Annotated in this window: 13 protein-coding genes and 2 pseudogenes; 7 read left to right on the top strand and 8 right to left on the bottom strand. The window is 57.0% G+C overall.

Annotated features, from left to right (window positions below; genetic code table 11):
• On the bottom strand, positions 1-456 hold a 456-nt coding region (locus tag LB528_RS29680), incomplete at its 3' end, for a glycine betaine ABC transporter substrate-binding protein (RefSeq protein ID WP_318012372.1).
• 374 nt (positions 457-830) lie between these two features.
• Between LB528_RS29680 and LB528_RS29675 the strand changes: the two are divergent.
• Positions 831-956 (top strand): annotated as a pseudogene (locus LB528_RS29675) (hybrid-cluster NAD(P)-dependent oxidoreductase); the annotation flags it as partial.
• Entirely contained in the window at positions 957-3,422 is a 2,466-nt protein-coding gene (locus LB528_RS29670) for an FAD-dependent oxidoreductase (protein ID WP_224513720.1), read from the top strand. It abuts the pseudogene before it with no gap.
• Between the two features lie 58 nt (positions 3,423-3,480).
• Here the strand turns inward: LB528_RS29670 and LB528_RS29665 are convergent, their stop codons facing one another.
• Complete coding sequence (locus tag LB528_RS29665; protein WP_224717198.1) at positions 3,481-4,413, bottom strand: LysR substrate-binding domain-containing protein; 933 nt, start codon at positions 4,411-4,413, stop codon at positions 3,481-3,483.
• 131 nt (positions 4,414-4,544) lie between these two features.
• On the opposite strand from LB528_RS29665, the gene LB528_RS29660 reads away from it, so the two are divergent.
• The 5 genes from LB528_RS29660 to LB528_RS29640 all read left to right on the top strand — a co-directional run bounded on the left by LB528_RS29660 (position 4,545) and on the right by LB528_RS29640 (position 10,181).
• Positions 4,545-5,894: an NAD(P)/FAD-dependent oxidoreductase gene (locus tag LB528_RS29660; RefSeq protein WP_224513725.1), complete on the top strand. Its 1,350-nt coding sequence runs from the start codon at positions 4,545-4,547 to the stop codon at positions 5,892-5,894.
• 19 nt (positions 5,895-5,913) lie between these two features.
• On the top strand, positions 5,914-6,786 hold the full coding sequence (locus tag LB528_RS29655) for a dihydrodipicolinate synthase family protein (protein ID WP_150828488.1): 873 nt from the start codon (positions 5,914-5,916) through the stop codon (positions 6,784-6,786).
• A 4-nt stretch (positions 6,787-6,790) separates the two neighbouring features.
• Entirely contained in the window at positions 6,791-7,405 is a 615-nt protein-coding gene (locus LB528_RS29650; protein ID WP_150828489.1) for a short chain dehydrogenase, read from the top strand.
• Positions 7,406-7,493: 88 nt separating this feature from the next.
• A complete protein-coding gene (locus LB528_RS29645; protein ID WP_224513726.1) occupies positions 7,494-8,597 on the top strand; it encodes a mandelate racemase/muconate lactonizing enzyme family protein in 1,104 nt (367 codons plus the stop codon).
• Between the two features lie 513 nt (positions 8,598-9,110).
• Positions 9,111-10,181 (top strand): alcohol dehydrogenase family protein, encoded by a 1,071-nt coding sequence (locus tag LB528_RS29640; protein WP_224513728.1) that lies wholly within the window; start codon positions 9,111-9,113, stop codon positions 10,179-10,181.
• A gap of 99 nt (positions 10,182-10,280) precedes the next feature.
• On the opposite strand, the gene LB528_RS29635 is transcribed toward LB528_RS29640, so the two are convergent.
• The 6 genes and pseudogenes from LB528_RS29635 to LB528_RS29610 all read right to left on the bottom strand — a co-directional run.
• Positions 10,281-11,390 (bottom strand): mandelate racemase/muconate lactonizing enzyme family protein, encoded by a 1,110-nt coding sequence (locus LB528_RS29635; RefSeq protein ID WP_224513730.1) that lies wholly within the window; start codon positions 11,388-11,390, stop codon positions 10,281-10,283.
• Positions 11,391-11,529: 139 nt separating this feature from the next.
• Positions 11,530-12,687 (bottom strand): mandelate racemase/muconate lactonizing enzyme family protein, encoded by a 1,158-nt coding sequence (locus tag LB528_RS29630; RefSeq protein ID WP_224717197.1) that lies wholly within the window; start codon positions 12,685-12,687, stop codon positions 11,530-11,532.
• Positions 12,688-12,769: 82 nt separating this feature from the next.
• Complete coding sequence (locus LB528_RS29625) at positions 12,770-13,900, bottom strand: hybrid-cluster NAD(P)-dependent oxidoreductase (protein WP_224513734.1); 1,131 nt, start codon at positions 13,898-13,900, stop codon at positions 12,770-12,772.
• On the bottom strand, positions 13,897-15,141 hold the full coding sequence (locus LB528_RS29620) for an aromatic ring-hydroxylating oxygenase subunit alpha (protein WP_224513735.1): 1,245 nt from the start codon (positions 15,139-15,141) through the stop codon (positions 13,897-13,899). Before LB528_RS29620 ends, LB528_RS29625 begins: the two co-directional genes overlap by 4 nt.
• A 1,198-nt stretch (positions 15,142-16,339) precedes the next feature.
• Positions 16,340-17,062, bottom strand: coding sequence for an SDR family NAD(P)-dependent oxidoreductase (locus LB528_RS29615; protein ID WP_224513736.1), 723 nt, complete (start codon positions 17,060-17,062; stop codon positions 16,340-16,342).
• Positions 17,063-17,119: 57 nt separating this feature from the next.
• A pseudogene (locus LB528_RS29610) lies at positions 17,120-18,472 on the bottom strand (aldehyde dehydrogenase family protein); the annotation flags it as partial.

The raw sequence follows: 18,472 nt of genomic DNA, 5'->3' as shown, positions 1-18,472 counted from the left end.
CGGTCCCTGGATGACCCACCCCTTTGACGGATCTTCCGGGGATGGGAACAGTTCCGGGTGCTTGATCGCATCTTCGACGGTCTTTATGTCCGGATGGGCATCGGCAACGTATTTGGGAATAAACCAGCCCGAGGTGGAACCATCGCTGATCGCGACACCGATTTTGACGACGCGGCCTTCGGCAGAGCCTTTCGCATACAGATCGCCGACGACTGACGGCGACACGGCCGGAGAGACGTCTGGCTGACCTTTCTCGATCATTGACGTGAGAGTTGGAACCGTGTCGCCAGCAACTACCGATACGTTGCAGCCATAGCCGTTGTTGAGAATGAATTGATCGACATAGGTGTTCACTTCAGCTGATTGCCAATTGAAGGCCGACAGCGTGATGTCACCGCATGCCGCATGGGCAGCGCCGGCACTCATCAGAGTGCCGAGGGCGGCGAATGAAAGCAAGTACCTTCTCATCGAATTCTCCCATTACCATGAGCTTGTTGGTCATTGGTCACCCGGATTGGATAGATTGGTACCGACCTCGCCGTCAAACTTGGAAATGGGGCGCATTTTATCGAAGGAACGAAATTGCACGTTCGCCGCGGATACCCTGCAGCGAAGGGCTTCTAGCGAGATTCACATATACGCTCGCGTAAGTCTATGTTTTTCCTTGCGAAAATAATGGGAGTTCATATTTCCGGTGCCGGAACTCACTGGCGACGCTTTCGCCTGTTTGGCCACAGTATAAAGCTATTCTATATCAAACTGCTAAATTTTTGCGGTCGGAAGGTCGATTTCTCCCCGCTGAATAGACGCTAATGATCTATCTCGCGTCGCTCATGAAGGCCTCTGGAAAGGTCGACATGAACCACAACGGCGGAATCCTTGACGAGGAAGTCGCCGAGGGATTCATCCTTGCCTGCTGCTCCAAGCCGCTGTCGAACGTCGATGTTGAGGCTTGATTGGCCAGCTATCAATCCAGTCAATGCGAAGACTTCAATTTTTCCGCCTACAGGGCTGAACCTCGTTCCGGTATCAAACAAGCGCCGGCCGAGGGGCCGGCGAGGCGTTTGGCAACCTTGACCTCCGTGATTGTGGCTATTGGGGAGCGTTGGCCGCTAAAGCGCCTCAAGATGCAGTCCCTGGAGAGAACGATGTCGTCGACCGATGAACCTCTGGATCGAGATATCGGGTCCACACTCGAGATTTGGCGTTATCCGGTCAGCTCACTGACGGGCGAGCGCATGCGCCGAGCGCCCGTGTCATCTCGCGGCCTCGATCTGGATCGGGCTTACGGTCTGTTCGACGAAGACACGAACGACATCGTCTACCCCTCCATTCAAAAGCATTGGAACGTCGCGCCACTGTTCGCGGCTCGGATTGTCGACGCGGGCACACTCCAAATCTCGAGAGACTCAGAAAGGTGGCACGACGCCGACGATCCAGCAATCGCCGAGGCCATGGCAACGAGCTTCGGCCGGAGAGTGCGGGCTTGTCGATATGGAGAGCACCTCGGAAACAAGATAGCAGCTTCTCGATACGAGCTCAGCCCGATCCATCTTTTGAGTCGGCAGTCGATCGAGGCGCTGCGTCGGTCCCTGCCGGAAAGCGAGATCGACGAACGTCGCTTCAGGCCCAATATTCTGGTCGACATTCCCGATTCGGGTGAGATGCCCGAGTACAGCCTCCTAGGAAAGGAGTTCCGGATCGGCAATGTTCGGCTACGCGGCACGAAGCCGTGTGGCCGATGCAGTTTCACGTCACTTGAGCAGCAAGGAGTGCCCGAGGATCGACGCGTTCTTCGCACCCTCATTGCGCAGTTCGAGAAAAACTTCGGCATTTATTGCGACGTCCTAACCGAAGGCGAGATAGAAGTCGGTGACCGCCTGAACGTATCCTGGCCGGTCCCCGGGCTTGCGCCGATCGTAATCGTCGGAGGTGGCCAAGCCGGAGCCATGACGGCGAAGGCGCTTCGGGACTTGGGTTCAGATTCCCCCATAGAAATCTTCGGAGACGAGCGTCACGCTCCCTACGAGCGCCCTCCATTGTCCAAATCGATCGGGTTTCGGGACGACGGGAAGGTGGAACTAACCAGCGTGCTTCTACCTGACGAGATCGAGCGGCTGGACATCAGATTGCATCTCAACAACCGTATAACAAGCATCGATCGTGCGAACCGGATGGTCGAAACGTCGGACGGTAGCCGACATGCCTATGAATTCCTCGTTCTCGCTACTGGCGGATCCGCCCGGCGCCTTCCAGGAATCGATCGAGGGTACGGCCACGTTCACTCGGTCCGCACCGCAGAAGACGCGTGGCACTTCAGGCAGCGCCTGGCTCGCAGTTCGAGACTCTTTGTCCTTGGAGGAGGATGGCTTGGCCTCGAAATCGCCGCAGCGGCGAGAACTATTGGTTGCGAGGTGACACTTTTCGCGAGGCAGAAGCGGCTCTGTGCGAAAGCGCTTCCTGAGGTCGTCAGCGACTTCCTGGAGACAAGGCATCGCGCGGAGGGAGTGCATCTTCGTCTAGGCGTGGAACCGACATTTAGGGAGACACCCGAGGGGATTGAGGCGGAGATCGGGGGAATCATCGAACGGGCGGACACTCTTGTCGTCGCCATTGGAATGACCGCCAACGACCTCCTTGCGAGGCACGCCGGGCTGAGCTGCCATGATGGAGTGGATACGGACCAGAATGGTGCCACGGAAGATCCTCGGATTTTCGCCGTCGGCGACGTCGCGCGTCAGCGGAGACCCAATGCCATGCAGGGATCACGTATCGAAAGCTGGCACAACGCCAATGAACAGGCCGCACGGGCAGCGAGAGCGATCCTTTCGAAACCGACCGATGCTATCTTCCCTGCTAGGTTCTGGTCGACGCAATACGACCTGAACTTGCAGATCGTAGGACTCCCTGACCCTTCAGCGAAACCTATCTCCAGTTCATACGGGTCTGCACCGTACTGGGAATTCCATGGCTTCGCGATCGGCATCAATCGACCGGGCGACGTCCATCGGTTTGCGTCTAAAATATCAGGGCCGAACCATTCCTCGGAATCCTTGGCGAGGTCGCGCCTAACCCTCGACGACACGAACTCGACGCTTGAACACCTGTGCCACGCAGATGAACTCCGCGAAGGACAGATTTCGCGCTTCGAGCATACGTCCGCGGGTCATGTTTCGGCTGGCCTGCTCGACGGCAGGCCGTTCGCCGTCTACGATAGATGTCCACATGCCGATGCCTCTTTGTCGGAAGGCTTCACAGAGGGACGGCGGATCGTATGCCCGCTTCATTTCGCAGAGTTCGACGTGGAGACCGGCGAAGCATTTAACGCCCCGCCAGGATGTGCAGATCTCGCCTGCTACACGGTCGAGTTGCATGGAACGGAACTGTTCATTCGGGTCCCCCGAGGAAGTGCCGTAACCTGAATGCGCCAATCCCACGGTAAGCTTCAACAGCCGATGTCGGAACCGACTTTGAAACAGTCTATTCCGACGGTGAGCTAAGGCTGGCTCCCCGCAGTTCCGAGGTGCTACTGAGAAACCAATCAACGATCTTCTTGCATGAACTGTTCGCAGTCGCTTTTTCGTTCGCAAGCAGGAAATGGGCTCGGTCTGTCCGGATTTCTATATCCAGCGGACGCACGAGCAAACGGTTGTTCAGCAGTTGCTGTGCGGACATCGCCCAGCCGAGAGAAATTCCTTCTCCCGCCAAAGCTGCCTGTAGTGTGAGCTGATAGTCATTGAACACGATGTCAGGTTGAATCTCAGTTGCGTCACTACCGGCTAATTTCATCCATTCAGACCAGCTCATTCGCTTGCGGTATAAATCGGAAGAATGAAGCAGCTTGTGTTTGACGAGGTCGTTCACCGTCTCCGGTTTCGGATGTGAATTCAGATAACCCGGCGAGCATACCGGGAATACCACTTCGTCTGCTATATACCAGCTGTTGTCTCGCGAGAAATTGCGAGGCCGGACCCAGGAGGTAATATCCACTTCATTGTCCGGTTCGATATCACGATCTGTCGAAACCACCTTAATCCGGACATCCGGATGCTCCTCCTGGAAGTGATATAGCTGGGGCGCGAGCCAATGAGCGGTGATCGATGACGACGCGGCGAATGTGATGTACTTGGCGCCACCGCCCGAGATGGTTGACAGCTTCTGCTCGATTCCCCGGAATCCCGAGCGCACTTCCTCGTATAACTGGATACCGGCTTCCGTCAGGTGAACGCCGCGATTGTCCCGCTCGAAAAGCTCGGTACCGCAATGCTTCTCGAACAGCTTGATCGCATACGAAATGCTCGGTTGCGTCACATTGAGCTCCAATGCGGCGGCTTTGAAACTGAGATGCCGTGCAGCCGCTTCGAAAACGAACAGCGATTGAGGAGAAGGAACCAGTCTACGAAGCTTTGACATCAAGTCATTCTATATCAGCCTCGATCTTTCCCGTCTACGAGCAGAAACCCTGCCACGCTAGAAGGTCATGACGAACACATCTTATCGGACGCTCTCCAGTGTTTCCGATTAGCCGTCTAAGCGAGCTGACCGTGGCATCCCTAGCACGTTCTGATAAGCGTATTGCGATTGACCCGCCCCATCCGGAGCCGACGCCGTCTGGCTGGTTTTTGACTTCTGGAGCGAGCCTGCCGCTGATACCTCAGCGCGGCGACGTGGAGTGCGAATGCCTCGTTGTCGGTGCCGGATGGATGGGCCTTCATGCGGCCCGAAGATTCGCCGAGCTCAATCCTGACGCGCGCGTCCTACTGGTCGATGCGGGCCGGATCGGCAACAACGCGTCGGGCCGGTCCATGGGCTTCGTCATTGATCTCGCCCACAATCCCCGCAAGAAGGATTTCGTCGAGGACATCAAAGGTAATAAGGAAGAGCTTTTCGTCAATCTCGACGGCATATCGTACATCCGGAGCGCGGTCGAAGAGCGCGGCGTCGACTGCGATTGGGACACTCAAGGCAAATACCACAGCGCGGCGACCGATCATGGCGTCGAAAATCTGAGGCGCTTTTCCGAAGCCCTGGACCTTCTTGGACAGAAATACAGCTGGGTCGAGAAACCAGAGATCCACAAGATCACCGGAAGCAGGCACTACATCAGGGCGCTTCACCATCCCGGCACCATCCTCGTTCAGCCCGCGAAGTACCTGAAGAACGCGGCACGCGCCCTGCCTTCCAACGTAACCGTTCACGAAGACACCTCGGTCATCGGGATGACTTTGGACGGTTCGAAGCACATCTGCGAGACACCCGCGGGAATTATCCGTGCAAAGAAGATAATTCTGTGTGCGTCAGGCTGTCTGACGAAATTCGGGTTCTTCAAGCACCGCGCGATACCGCTTTACACCTTCGCGAGCATGACACGGGAGTTGACGCAGTCCGAGTTGGCGCAGGTCGGGGATCGTTCCGCCTACGGCCTCATCCCAGCCGACAGCTTCGGCACGACGGTCCGCCGGACAGTCGACGGCCGTCTATTCCTGCGGAACGTCTATTCCTATGCCACCGACTTCAAGACCACGGAAGCCGACGTGAAGAAGGCCCGCATCCAGCAGCAGGTCGCTTTCGACCGCCGTTGGCCGCAGATTTCCAAGATGGGTTTCGAGGCGAGCTGGGGCGGACTGCTGACGTTGGCACAGAATGGCGGGATGGTCTTCGGCGAACTGGCGCAGGGCGTGTACGGGGCGGCATTCTGTAACGGCACGGGCGTCGCGCGCGGCGCCGCATTCGGAAAGGCAGTCGCCGAGTTGGCATGCGGAATGTCGTCGCCTGTCATCGACATCCTGAAGAGTCGCGCGAGCCCAAGTCGTCCCTATCCGCGGATCATAACGTCGATGGGCGTAGGTTTTGTGACCTTTATGCGCTTCCGGCAAGCAGGCGCAGAAGTCTAGGATTCAAGGGAGAGAAGAAATGGCTGATCTGAAAGGCATCAATTTGGCGATGCAGACCCCGTTCAACGCGAACGGGGAAATCGAATACGGCGTCTTCGAGGAACTGATCGACAAGTTTATCGACGCCGGCGTGCATGGACTCGTTTTGGGTGCTGGAACGGGTCAGCATCCATACCTGACCGAAGCCGAGTGCAACCGTCTCTATGAACTCGGAGCGAAGCGCATCGACGGTCGTTGCAGCATTATCTGCCAGTCGTCGGCCCTGAACATGGACGAGGTCATTCGCCGGTCGAAACATGCGGAGTCCATCGGTGCCGATGCCATCATGGTCCTTCCGCCCTATTTCGAGGGGCCCTCCGATGATGACGGCATTGTTCGCTTCTACTCGGAGGTCAATGATGCGGTCGGCATCGATATCGTCGGCTACAATATCCCGCAGGCAACCGGTCTGTCGGTCTCCCCGGACCTGTTCCGTCGTCTCAACGAGTTGAGCAACTTCAACTTCATCAAGGATAGCGGCGGCGACTTCACCACCCATCAGGAATATCTGCAGATCAGCCGCGGCGTTCTGAACGGGTGCGACACGATCACCGTCTATGCGCTCATGGCGGGTGTCCCCGGGGTCATTTGGGGTGCAGCGAACTATATGCCGAAGGAAGCCGTCCAGCTGTATGAACACGTCGCCGCAAAGCGCCTGGATCAGGCGCTCGCCCTTTGGGCGAAGATGCTGCCGTCGTTGCTTTACATTTGGCGGGCCCCCTATACGCCGTCGGTCCTCAAGGCAGCGCAGTGGCGTGGGTTCGGTACCGGCCATGTCCGCAAGCCGCTGGGGCCGCTGTCCGCCAGTCAGGAAAAGGCTCTTCGCGCCGCCCTCGAACACCTGAACGCCTGATCCGATGAAAATCGTTCTCGTAGGAGCTTCCGGCACGATCGGCTCCGCAGTCGCTGCCGAGCTGCGCCGAAGACATAAGGTGATCAGCGCCGGTCGCACGGGTAGCGATCTTCGCGTGGACATCGCCGACCCTGCCTCAATAGATCAGTTCTTCAAAGAGCTTGGCGGGTTCGATGCACTGGCATGCATGGCTGGCGCCGTTCACTATGCGTATCTCGCGGACTTCACGCCCGAACAATTCGAGATCGGCCTGCGCAGCAAGCTGATGGGGCAAGTGAATTTGGTCCTCAAGGGCTTGAACCAGATAAACGATGGCGGGTCATTCACCTTAACCTCCGGTCTCACCAACGATGATCCAATCGTCCAGGGCGCGGCATCGTCCCTGGTGAATGGAGGGCTGGAAGGCTTCGTCAAAGGCGCGGCGATCGAGATGCGACGGGACATTCGCATCAACGCGGTGAGCCCGACCCTCGTCGAGGAATCTTTGGGCGCGTACGGGGAGTTCTTCCCCGGGGTGAAGCCCCTGCCGGTGCGTGATGTCGTCCTCGGCTACTTGAAAAGCATCGAGGGGTCTCAGACGGGTCGCGTCTACCGGATGGGCTGGTCCAGGGAGGGTTGATCCCGTCGCCGAGGCGAGCCTCACCCTATACGACCCAAAACTGGACACATGAAGCTCCAGCATTCTATCTGTTACAAAGGTTCCCGATATGAAGATCGCCGCCATTGAACTCTACGAATACAAGCTTACCTACATCCACGGGACCTATGCGATGTCCAAGGGTCGGGCGGCGAGCCAGCAGCCGTCCAACCTGGTTCGGATAATAACCGACAACGGGATCGAGGGATGGGGCGAAGCCGCTATCCTGTCGGGCAATTATCTGCCGCTGTTTGCCGGCGGCACACGAGCGGCCCTCCGAGAACTCGCGCCGAACCTGATCGGCCAGGACCCTCGCGCGACCCGGCGGATCGAAGCGATCATGGACAGCATATTGATGGGCCAGCTCAACGCGAAGAGTGCCTTCGACGTTGCCTGCTGGGACATCTTCGGAAAATCGGTCGATATGCCCGTCGCGGCCTTGCTGGGAGGCGTCCTGAGCGACGATCTGCCGATCTTCGAGGCCATACCGCTCGCATCCACCGAGGCAAATATCGATTTCCTTCGCCAGCGAGCCAAAGCGGGCATTCGGCGTTTCCAGCTCAAGGTCGGTGACGATCCCAAAGGGGATGCAGCGCGTGTCCGTGCGATCGTGGAGGAAGCGGATGAGGACGTGTTCCTCTATGTCGACGCCAATGCGGGCTGGACCCTGCTCGAGGCGTCGGTCGGAATGCGGGCTCTGGAGGACCTGAACCTATGGTTCGAACAGCCCTGCAGGGAGCTGGCGGATTGCGCACTGCTTCGAAAAATCAGCCCGTTGCCCCTGATCATGGATGAAAGCGTCGTGAATTGTGGTGACTTGCACCAGGCGAAGTATGAAGTCGGCGCGGCAGGCATCAACATCAAGATCGGGCGCGTCGGTGGAATTACCAGGGCTGTGAGCATGAGAGATACGGCCCAGAATCTCGGTCTGCACTTCAACATCGAAGACATCTGGGGCGGAGATGTCTGCGCCGCCGCCGTCTCCCATGTAGCCGCCAGTTCGCGGCCGTCGCACCTTCTCCAGACTTCGTTCTTCAACGACTGGACCGATGGACATATTGCAGGCTACCAACCCCGCGTGAAAAATGGACGCGGTGCGGCGCCGACCGGCCCGGGGCTTGGCATCACGGTCGATAGAAGCATGATCGGTGACCCGGTCGCCAGCTTCAAATAGCAGTTGTTGCTCTGGCGACATGGGAGGCGGAACCGGCAAGACGGAGGCGGCAAAGACGACAGCAGGGTCTTTCCGCCGCCCTTCAATGACTACCATAATCCTCAGGGCCGCTATAGCGTGCCGACGTACGGCGGCTTGATGCGGCGTCAGCCATGCCGCGCACCCGGCACGGCAGCAGGACTTACTGACGTGGAGAATTCATAATTGTCACATGCGGGCGGCAGGTGGTGAGAAGGTCCGCGGTCGCGCCGCGTCTCGGTCCTGCATTCGACCGGCAAAATAGGCTTATCCTAGAGGGATGAGGGACGCCGGAGTATCGGCGGACCTCGTCGTTGCTGACAAGCTATCAATGCCTGCTCGCGTCGAATTTGCAAGCACGGGCCGCCTGATAGTCTTGGTAACGCCTTACGCCGGCGCTAATCTCAAGAGGTAGTGAGTTTTTTTACGCGGCGCGATCATTTCGGTCCGTGTTAGGCATGCGCCATATAAATCATCACGAATAATAGGTATGACATGACTGTTGCCGTTCCGACGCATATGAAAGCAGTGTTGCTGACCGGTCATGGTGGGCCAGAGAAGCTGCAATATCGTAGCGACGTCCCGTTGCCGAATGTCCAGGCGGACGAAGTCCTGATCAAGGTTGGTGCTGCTGGGGTAAACAACACTGATATATGGGCGAGGGAGGGAGCCTACAACACTGTGCTCGGGTCCTCCCAAGCGGTTGGATGGCGGGGAGAGCCTCTGGCTTTCCCACGTATTCAGGGCATCGACATTGCAGGCAGAATTGTCGCGGTCGGTTCAAACATTGACAAGAAACGTATCGGGCAGCGCGTCCTGGTTGATCCCGTAATGCGTCAAACTGGTGACCGCTTGTATGGCGCCGGGCACTTCGGCAGTGAGCGTGACGGTGGATTCGCTCAATTCGTGACCGCTCCTTCAGAAAGCGCTCTCGAAGTTGAGACCGCTTTGTCCGACGCGCAACTGGCGAGCTTCCCGTCAGCATACGGTACAGCGCTACATATGCTGAACCGCGCCCGGCAAGTGGCTGGCGAAATCGTGATCGTCACAGGCGCTTCAGGAGGTGTGGGTACCGGGCTTGTGCAACTCGCAAAAGCCCGAGGAGCAGAGGTGCTGGCGATTGTCGGTCGGGGTAAGGAACAGGAAGTTCGACGGATTGGAGCGGATTACGTCGTTGGAAGGGAAAGTGCTGATATCGGCAATGATGTCCGAAACGCTTTAAACGGGCGGGAAGCCGATGTGCTCGCCGACGTCGTCGGAGGACCCGCCTTCGAAGTATTGCTCCAAAATCTCCGTCCCGAGGGCGGTCGATATGTGACAGCCGGCGCTATTGCGGGCCCGAGAGTCACGCTTGACCTAAGAGTGCTATATTTGCGTCATCTCGAGTTAATTGGATCCACCATTTGGACGAGAGACGAATTCAAAGAATTGGTGAGCCTGGTTCAGTCTGGGAAAATCGTTCCCCAACTTGCCAAAAGTTTTCCTTTAAGTGAAATCTCGAAAGCTCAAGAGGCATTCAAATCAAAGGACTTCTTTGGAAAACTGGTCGTCCTTCCGGACGAGTGAGCTCAAAAAGTCGCTCTGAGAGTACTGCTAACTAATGCAGACCTGTAGCGGGCGTCTGCCGACCGCTACACATCGCAGCCCATGGAACTTCGACCCGTATCAGCCGAAAGAAGCCACGGGCTCTCCAAACAAGCTCTCATCCGGAATCACGCCAAGTCCCGGTCCGGTGGGCAGCTTGATGTGCCCGCCTTCGATTTTGACGCCGTTTTCCGCATCGTAGTTGCCGTCCACATAGGGTTGGGCGAGCCATACCCCCTCGAGCAGCTGGGGCTTGACCGTCGCGCCGATATGCGTGCAAGCGGCCGCGATGATGTCGCCGCCCCAGGCGTCGTCGCAAGTATGCGGCATTGAGCGGGTCTCGCAAATGTCGCGGAACGTTGTCATCGGATGCAGGCCGCCGATACGAGTGACCTTCATGCCGAAACCATCGCAGATGCCATCGCCGACGACGCGAATCACGGTGTTCAGGTCCTCGCTGTTTTCGTCCAGGTAGAGGCCGTGGTGAAGGCGGCTGCGGATAGCCTTGAGTTCCTCGATCGTGTTGCAAGGCTGTTCGATGATGAAAGGGATGTCCAGGCACTCGCGGCTGAGACGCAGCGTGTCCCGGGTCGTCAGCGACCGGTTGCCGTCGACGGCGAGCCGGACGCGGGTGCCTACGCGCTCCCACACCTTCCTGACCACCGCGATATCGACTTCGATCGGACGGTTTCCGCCAACTTTGATCTGTAGGCGTGGATAACCTTCGCTCGCGCGTTCTTCAGCGATGCGGGCAATCTCGTCCGGCTCTCCGATCCCGGATGCGTAATAAGACGGTACGCGCTCGGTTACCGCGCCGCCCAACAGGTCGGCGACGCGCATGTTCACGTGTTTCCCCAAAACGTCGTAAGCCGCGATGTCTAACGCAGCCTTGGCATAACGATGGCCGCTCAAGAGGCCGTCCATCCTGCGGCGGAATGCCAGCGGTTGAAGCGGATCGGCACCCATCAGCCCCGGAGCCATCTCCCCAAGCGCGGCCAAGGCGCCTTTAGAGTGCTGGGGTTGATAGGTCGGACCGACAGGGCAGGTTTCGCCCCAACCGAAGAGGCCATTGTCAGCAACGATTTTCACAAGGGTCGTGTCGAGCGCGTGAACAATGCTGCTTGCGATCTTGTAGGGGCCGTTCTTGACTGGCAAACTGTGCGAATAGAGGTGGATTTCCACAATCTTCATTGCACTATTTCCAAAAAAAGCGGCCGTCCAAAAGGACGGCCAGTTGGGGAGGAATTAGAAGCATTGCGTCACCTTGAGTTTGTCGACAGCGGCGACTGTCGCCTTAGTAAGTGCCGCAGCGCCGCATTGAACGGCGCCCTTACCAGCCTTCGACGATGTCCCAGTCAACTTCGATGCCATAGCCCTCAGCGTCGGGAAGACTGATGTTACCATTCTCGGACTTCGCGCCTCCCGAAAATGGGTTCGGGCCGTTGATGTTGATCATAGAGAGATGGCCTTCGTCGAACGGGAACGTGGTCTTGCAAGATGCAGCCAGATGGCATGCCGACGTATCACCAAGAATCGTATAAGGCGCCGTATCGACGCTCACGCCAACGCCGGCGGCCTCGGATATGGCTACGACCTTTCGGGCTTCGGACAAACCGCCGAGGCGATTGATTTTGCATACCACGCGATCGCAAGCTTCGGCTTTTAAGATCGCAATCATCGCCTCAGCCGACCAAACCGATTCATCGAGGATCAGGGGGAAGCCGGCAGTTTTACGCACATATGCCGAACCACTGAGGTCGTCGAGATGGAGCGGCTGCTCTATCGAGAGGTTCGAATGTCCCTGGAACACGCGAAGAGCTGCAACAGCGGAACCTGCGTTACCCCAGGCCTGGTTCGCATCCGCGTCCACCATGATTTCCTTTGGGATAACCTCCAGAGCGGCGGCAATCTTGTCGTTCTCTGCAACCAAAGCACGGTGGCTCCACCCTGCCGCCAGCAAACTGTCACCCACCTTCACCTTGATAGCACTGTAGTTTCTTGAAAGGGCCTGTTCACATTCTTTCGCAACCCGTTCGGGCGTGGTTTCATAAGTGCAAAACATGAGTGGAATGGGCGCTGGATTTCCCCCTCCAAGCAACTTGAAAACGGGAACGCTATACAATTTCCCGATGGCGTCCCAAATCGCCATGTCGACACCCGACCGCGCACCTCGGGCGCCAATCGAACCGCCGCCATAAGTTTTAAGCATTAACTCATGGCAAAGGGCTACATTGGCTATGTCGGCGCCACGGAGGCAATCATCACAAAGTTGGATGGCGCTCTGAATCTGCTCGGGTGTTTCGTTGAGGTACCAGAGCTGCGTCGATATTTCTCCGATGCCAAAAATTCCATTCTCCAGTGTCACTCGCACCAGAAAGTTGATCGGCACCGTCGGCCATGGCGAATCCTCTGCTCTCCATTCCTCTTTTACGGAGAACGTCGGAATTCTCCAGATTTTCACTTCTGCTATGTTTGAACTGGAACCCATTCGTACACCTTATTATTGAATATTATAGCGGCTACGCAAACACGGAAGCCAACGCTATCATCCAACATTTATAGTGCTTTCGTTATACCTCGATTTCGACAGGCGACGTCGGGCGTGAACAACAGGCGAGAATGTAGCCCTGTTCAATTTCGTCGTCCGTAATGCCGCCATTGTGTTCCATCGTGACGTCGCCAGAAACTTTCATCACCTTACAGGTGCCACAAAGCCCCATTTCACAGACCGACAAGATGCTAACACCGGCTTTGCGGGCGGTTTGAAGCAAGGTCTCCTCGGGACTACCCGGATGCTCTTTTTCGGAGACCCGAAATCGAACGAGATTTATAGCGACATGCGGTCTGACTTCCGGCTGCAACGTAATTTTGGCTTCATTTGTCTCAACGACCGGCATCGCGGGAAACGTAAATGCTTCCTCGTGATAATTGGCCTCCGGCAAGCCGTTGGAGAGCACGAGGTTCCGAACCCATTTCATAAAAGGATCCGGTCCGCAGCAGTAAGCCTCGCGACCCGCAAAATCGGGAAACAAAGCCCTCAACTTTACGAGGTCCAGCCGGCCAACCATGCCTGACCAGGCGTTTGCACGGTCTCGCTCTTCAACTAGGAAGCCAAGCCTCAAATTCGGCATCAAGCGTGCGAGGAAAACGAGCTCCTCTTTAAAGATAATGTCAGCGGGACTGCGCGCACAGTGAAGGAATCCAACGTCAGTATCCGGAGATACGTCTGCCAGCCAGCGCAGCATCGACATCATCGGCGTAATCCCGGATCCGGCCGAAACAAAGAGCAGGTTGCTTCGCTTCGCCAGATCCAAGGTGAAATTGCCGGCAGGGCCGACCGCCCTCACGAAGCTTCCAGGAACAAGATTTTCGAACATCCAACGCGTGCCAACGCTGGCTGCCTGGGCCTTCACCGTCACGGAAAGCGACATTGGCCGCGAGGGTGTCGAAGAGATCGTATATGTCCTCAGAAGAGGTCCTGAGGGCGCAGGGAGATCAAGCGTCAGGAATTGCCCCGCCCTGTAATCGAACAAGGCAGCAGTCTCGGGAAGAAATGTGAATGTCTTCACGTCAGGCGCTTCGTCAACGACGTTCAGCACGCGCAGGCGCTCGGCACCGCCCTTCCAGATATTCTTATTAAGGACGGGCGCGGCATGGACGTGTTGCGCATCGCCCGGAACGATACGTGGAGCTTCGGTCATGCGACACTCAGGAGCGGCGGCCGCGACCCGCCTTCGAGCCTTGGCCGCATGAAGGAAGCATACCACTCGACGAACTGGAGAACACCACCTTCATGGACTTGCGAATAGGGTCCAGGCTTGTAAGCCGGAGACATAACTCCCGCGGCGTTGTCCTCTACGATCTGACGGTCCTGGTCGTTCGTCTCGATCCAAACATGGATCAATCGATCCTTGTCGTAGTCCACACCTTCGACCGCATCTTTGTGAACCAGCCACTTTGTCGTCACCGCAGTTTCGGTGGCGCTGATCGGGGTGATACGGAATGTGACGATGTAATCGGCTAGATAGTGATTAAAGCTGGACGGATAATGATAGAAAAGAAGCGCACCAATGTTGTCGACGTTCCGGGTGTCCGTGATCGCCCGAGACACTGCCGGCAAACCATCCATTGTGTAGCTGGTAGCGCCATTCAAAAGCGGCACGCGCATTGCTCGAAATTGCCCTGAGGGGTCAATCTGGAACTCCGCTCTCAGCCCTGCCGTTTCACAGCGAGACCAAAGGTCCCTCACGTCGTCGTCGATCGCGCCGTTGGCGACCCCGAGAGCCGTGGGCGCCTCGGGAAGCGACATGCAGAGCTCCGGGTGATTTACCGCACAATGGTAGCATTCGCGGTTGTTTTCCCAGACGAGTTTCCAGTTCCCCTTTTCGATAATGGTGTTCTCATACGCGACCTTCGCGTCCATGAGATTATGCGGCAAGACATAGGAGGCGAATTGGTTGCGGACTCGACTGAAATCGCTGGGGTGTTCAGCCAGGCAGATAAATATTGTGCCCTCCACGACTTCGCAGGCGACCGGAAAAAGGGCGTAATCCGTTTTGTCGAAATCCCCCATTTGCCGGGCAAAAATGAGCTTGCCGTCCAGGTCGTAGGTCCACTGGTGGTAAGGACAGACAAGCTTGGCAGACGTACCCTTCGCGTCCTTGCAGATTTTGCTTCCGCGATGCCGGCAAGTATTGTGCATCGCACGGATGGTGCCTTTTGCATCCCGCACGATCATGATCGGATATTCGCCGATCTGGAGCGTCATATAGCTGCCCGTCTTCGGGAGTTCGCAGGCATGGCCCGCAAAGATCCACTCGCGGTACCAGATATGCTCTAAGTCCAGGCGGAATATGTCTGGGTCAGTATAAAATTCCCGCTCGAGCGCAAAACCCGGTTGGCGTCCGTCGAGGAGCTTTGCCATGTCGTTTCCTGAGATCATCGGGTTCTCCATCTTGGGCTTGCAAGACAGACTTGCTCACTGCGTATCCAAACCGCCGCGCTTACATGGCGGTTGACTTAGGCTTACCATTGAGATGGGCGCGCCGTACCGCGCAAAAAACTCATCACATCTTGAGTTCACGGCCTAGGGGTTTGAGATCAAAGCCAAATCCGCTTTCAACCACGCTGCAATTCTACTGGTTTGGGCATTCACCGCCTGCTCGATTAATCATGATTTGAAGAGTTTCGCAGCATTGGAGAGCGGCTTATTCCCGTGGCACGCGATACAAAAAACCGATCGGATCCTGCATACCCAGTGTTGTTCGTACTAGTTTTCTCTGCTGTATGAGAGGATGGACAAGGGAATGCCATCCCAAGGCTATTCCCTAATCTGCTTCGGCAGCGGACAGCATGAGCACATACTTCGAGAAGTGGATGCGCTCGGAGAGCGTGAAAATGACAGCGACAAAATCCTGCCACAGCGGCCAGTCCGGATTTGTCCAATCCATGTGCAACAACGGAAGGTCTTTAGCCTGTCCGCAATCTATAGGTTCGTGCAACTCCGCGAAACGCGGCCAGCGCCTGGGTAGTCAAGTCCTCGAAAAAGGATGGGTTTGCTCGTTTGGCCAGGTGCCAGTCGCAGTAAGTATGAACAGACCAATCTCTGTGTACCTGAAATCTTGCACGTGATCCGAAACGAAATAGTTGATCGAAATGCCGGAATCCCTTGACCAAAAGTCCGGCATTCTCGGCATCAAACACCCCGTTGCAAATGCATCGGTGCAGCGATGTGACGCTTTCCAACGCACGCTCCGGCTTTACCGCCTCGATCGCGGCGGCGCATCGCGCAAACCTCGCCGCTATCTCAGAGAACAGGTCCTGACCCGGCGGCGTGAGTTTGACGCCACGCTTGTCTCGCTGAACAACCATTCGCCGAGTTCGTTTTCTAAAGCTCTGGACTGGCGGCATACGGCTGCGTTCGTGTTCAACTCATCCGCTGCTTGCTTGAAACTGCCGCTCCCTAGCCGCCGCCTCGAAGGCGGCAAGGGTTGTCAAGGGTGGGAGCCGATGGGATTTTCGAGCGGTGGATGCCTCCCTTTATCGGATCGAAATGCGATGGTTAGATGTCTTACTATCGCGATGGGCCGCCATGAAATCAGTTCGTCGCGTACAATCCTCCCATTCCTGCATCTCCACTGTCACTTGCTCATTTTCTGCCGTGCCCGCGATAAGGCGTCAGTTCCGAGCAATAGGTGGAGCGGGGGCGATGCCGACTTCACCAAATCCACGATAACTTCTGCCGCTTTTTCAGGGTTGCCCGGTTGGTTGCGATCGACCGCACCGAGCGCGGCCATTGTTCTGCCCACGGTCCCAGCGTAGCCACGATCCGCCGCTCGGCTCTTGCGTACGGAGGCGGCGCTAAGAAACTCGGTCCTGAACTGCCCTGGAGCCACGGCAGTAACTTTGATCCCCGTCGGCGCAACCTCAGCCGCAAGTGACGACGCGAACCCTTCGACCGCATGTTTGGCCGCTGAGTACAAGGCTGCTCCAAGGCTCGGCGCTCTGCCTGCAATCGACGTTATAAATACAATATGCCCCAACCATTGCCGTCTCAGATGAGGAAGGAAAAGGCGCGCCACTCGTATCGGCGCAAATACATTGACTTCGAATAGGGACCTGAGTTCTTCGTCGGTAGATTCTTCGACAGTCTCCAACAAGCCGTATCCAGCGTTGTTCACGGCGACATCGATCGTGGCGGCAATAGAAAAAGCCTCCTGGACGGCAAATTCCATTGCCGCCACGTCCTGCATGTCCACCTTGATAGCGTGAAACTGACCCAACCTCTCCAAGTCCGGAGGATTGTTTCGAACGGTGCCGACCACCCGATTACCATCCGGGAGCGCGGCCTTGGCGATTGCCAAACCAAGGCCGCGTGAAACTCCGGTGACAAAACCAGGTCTTCATGAAATACCCCGGCCTTAGTCCTTTATGTACCAACCCCATCGTTGGTCGGTGGCATACTTCGTGATCTGTTTCGTTTCGAGATAGTTTTCGAACCCCCATCGCCCCAGTTCACGTCCAACGCCCGACTGTTTGTAGCCACCCCACGGGGCTTCGGTGAACGTTGGCTGAGAGCAGTTGATCCATACGATGCCAGCACGCAAAGCAGCCGCAACGCGCTCAGCCCGAGCTTCGTCTTTCGACATCACGGCGGCGGCTAGACCAAAACGGGAATCGTTCGCCAGGCGCACAGCGTCATCTTCTACCGAGAACGGCCTTATACAGACGACCGGGCCGAAGATTTCTTCGGTCCAAGCTGCACTGTCGAGCGGTACGTCCGTCAGGATCGTCGGTTCGAGAAAATACCCTTTGTCGAGACCTTCGGGACGATTTCCGCCGGTGACCACATTGGCGCCTGCGTCCTTTGCAACCGAGATCGACTTTGTGACAAGTTCGTACTGCCGCTGCGACACGAGAGGTCCTAGCAAGACGCCCTCGCCGTCGCCGCCGCCAATCTTGATCCTCTTTGTTTCGGATACCAACCTTTCCAGAAGAGGTGCGTAAAGTCGTTCCTGTACAAGGACGCGCGATGTCGCCGAGCACACCTGACCCTGGTTCCAGAAGATACCGAACATGATCCACTCGACGGCCTGCTCGATGTCGGCATCTTCGAAGATCAGAAACGGCGACTTTCCGCCGAGTTCGAGACTGACCCTTTTGATGTCGCGGGCGGCAGCGGCCATGATCTTCGAGCCAGTCGGAACCGAACCCGTGAATGCCAGCTTGTCGACCGGGATGCTGCGCGAGCGCCTGCCCCGCTTCGCCACCTAGACCAGTGACGACATTGAGTACTCCCCCTGGCAATCCGACATCGTCTGCAATTGCTGCGAGTTCCAGAGCGGTTAGCGGCGTCAACTCGGAAGGCTTCAACACCACCGTACAGCCGGCGGCCAGCGCAGGCGCAACCTTCCAAGGGGCCATCAGCAAGGGATAGTTCCACGGGATGATAGCGGCCGCGACCCCTAACGGTTCCTTGACAACCTTTGAGGTGAAGCGAGCATCGGGAAGGGTGATCGCCTCCTCCGCCCCGTTATCGAACTGTTCCGCGAGATTAGCATAGAATTCAAAGCATCCCGCGGCGTCCCCGATATCCCAATCCGCCTCAGGCAGCGGCTTACCATTATCCCGGACCTCGAGGAGCGCTATTTCCGCCTGACGGGCGCGAATACCTGCGGCAATCGCTTTCAGATATTTCGCCCGCTCAGCACCTCGAAGTCTCTCATGTTCCCTGTCAAGATTGAAGGCAAGAAGGCTCGCCTGCTTGGCAGGTT

Source organism: Mesorhizobium sp. CA4, from assembly GCF_020165075.1.
Classification (GTDB): Bacteria; Pseudomonadota; Alphaproteobacteria; order Rhizobiales; family Rhizobiaceae; genus Mesorhizobium.
Note: the sequence above shows the minus strand (reverse complement) of the source record. Positions and strands in the feature narration are given on the sequence as shown.

Excerpts from the sequence above, each read along its gene's own strand:
- LB528_RS29620 (WP_224513735.1), bottom strand. The coding sequence starts at position 15,141 with ATGATCTCAGGAAACGACATGGCAAAGCTCCTCGACGGACGCCAACCG.
- LB528_RS29625 (WP_224513734.1), bottom strand. The coding sequence starts at position 13,900 with ATGACCGAAGCTCCACGTATCGTTCCGGGCGATGCGCAACACGTCCAT.
- LB528_RS29650 (WP_150828489.1), top strand. The coding sequence starts at position 6,791 with ATGAAAATCGTTCTCGTAGGAGCTTCCGGCACGATCGGCTCCGCAGTC.
- LB528_RS29635 (WP_224513730.1), bottom strand. The coding sequence starts at position 11,390 with ATGAAGATTGTGGAAATCCACCTCTATTCGCACAGTTTGCCAGTCAAG.
- LB528_RS29665 (WP_224717198.1), bottom strand. The coding sequence starts at position 4,413 with ATGTCAAAGCTTCGTAGACTGGTTCCTTCTCCTCAATCGCTGTTCGTT.
- LB528_RS29630 (WP_224717197.1), bottom strand. The coding sequence starts at position 12,687 with ATGGGTTCCAGTTCAAACATAGCAGAAGTGAAAATCTGGAGAATTCCG.
- LB528_RS29640 (WP_224513728.1), top strand. The coding sequence starts at position 9,111 with ATGACTGTTGCCGTTCCGACGCATATGAAAGCAGTGTTGCTGACCGGT.
- LB528_RS29655 (WP_150828488.1), top strand. The coding sequence starts at position 5,914 with ATGGCTGATCTGAAAGGCATCAATTTGGCGATGCAGACCCCGTTCAAC.
- LB528_RS29645 (WP_224513726.1), top strand. The coding sequence starts at position 7,494 with ATGAAGATCGCCGCCATTGAACTCTACGAATACAAGCTTACCTACATC.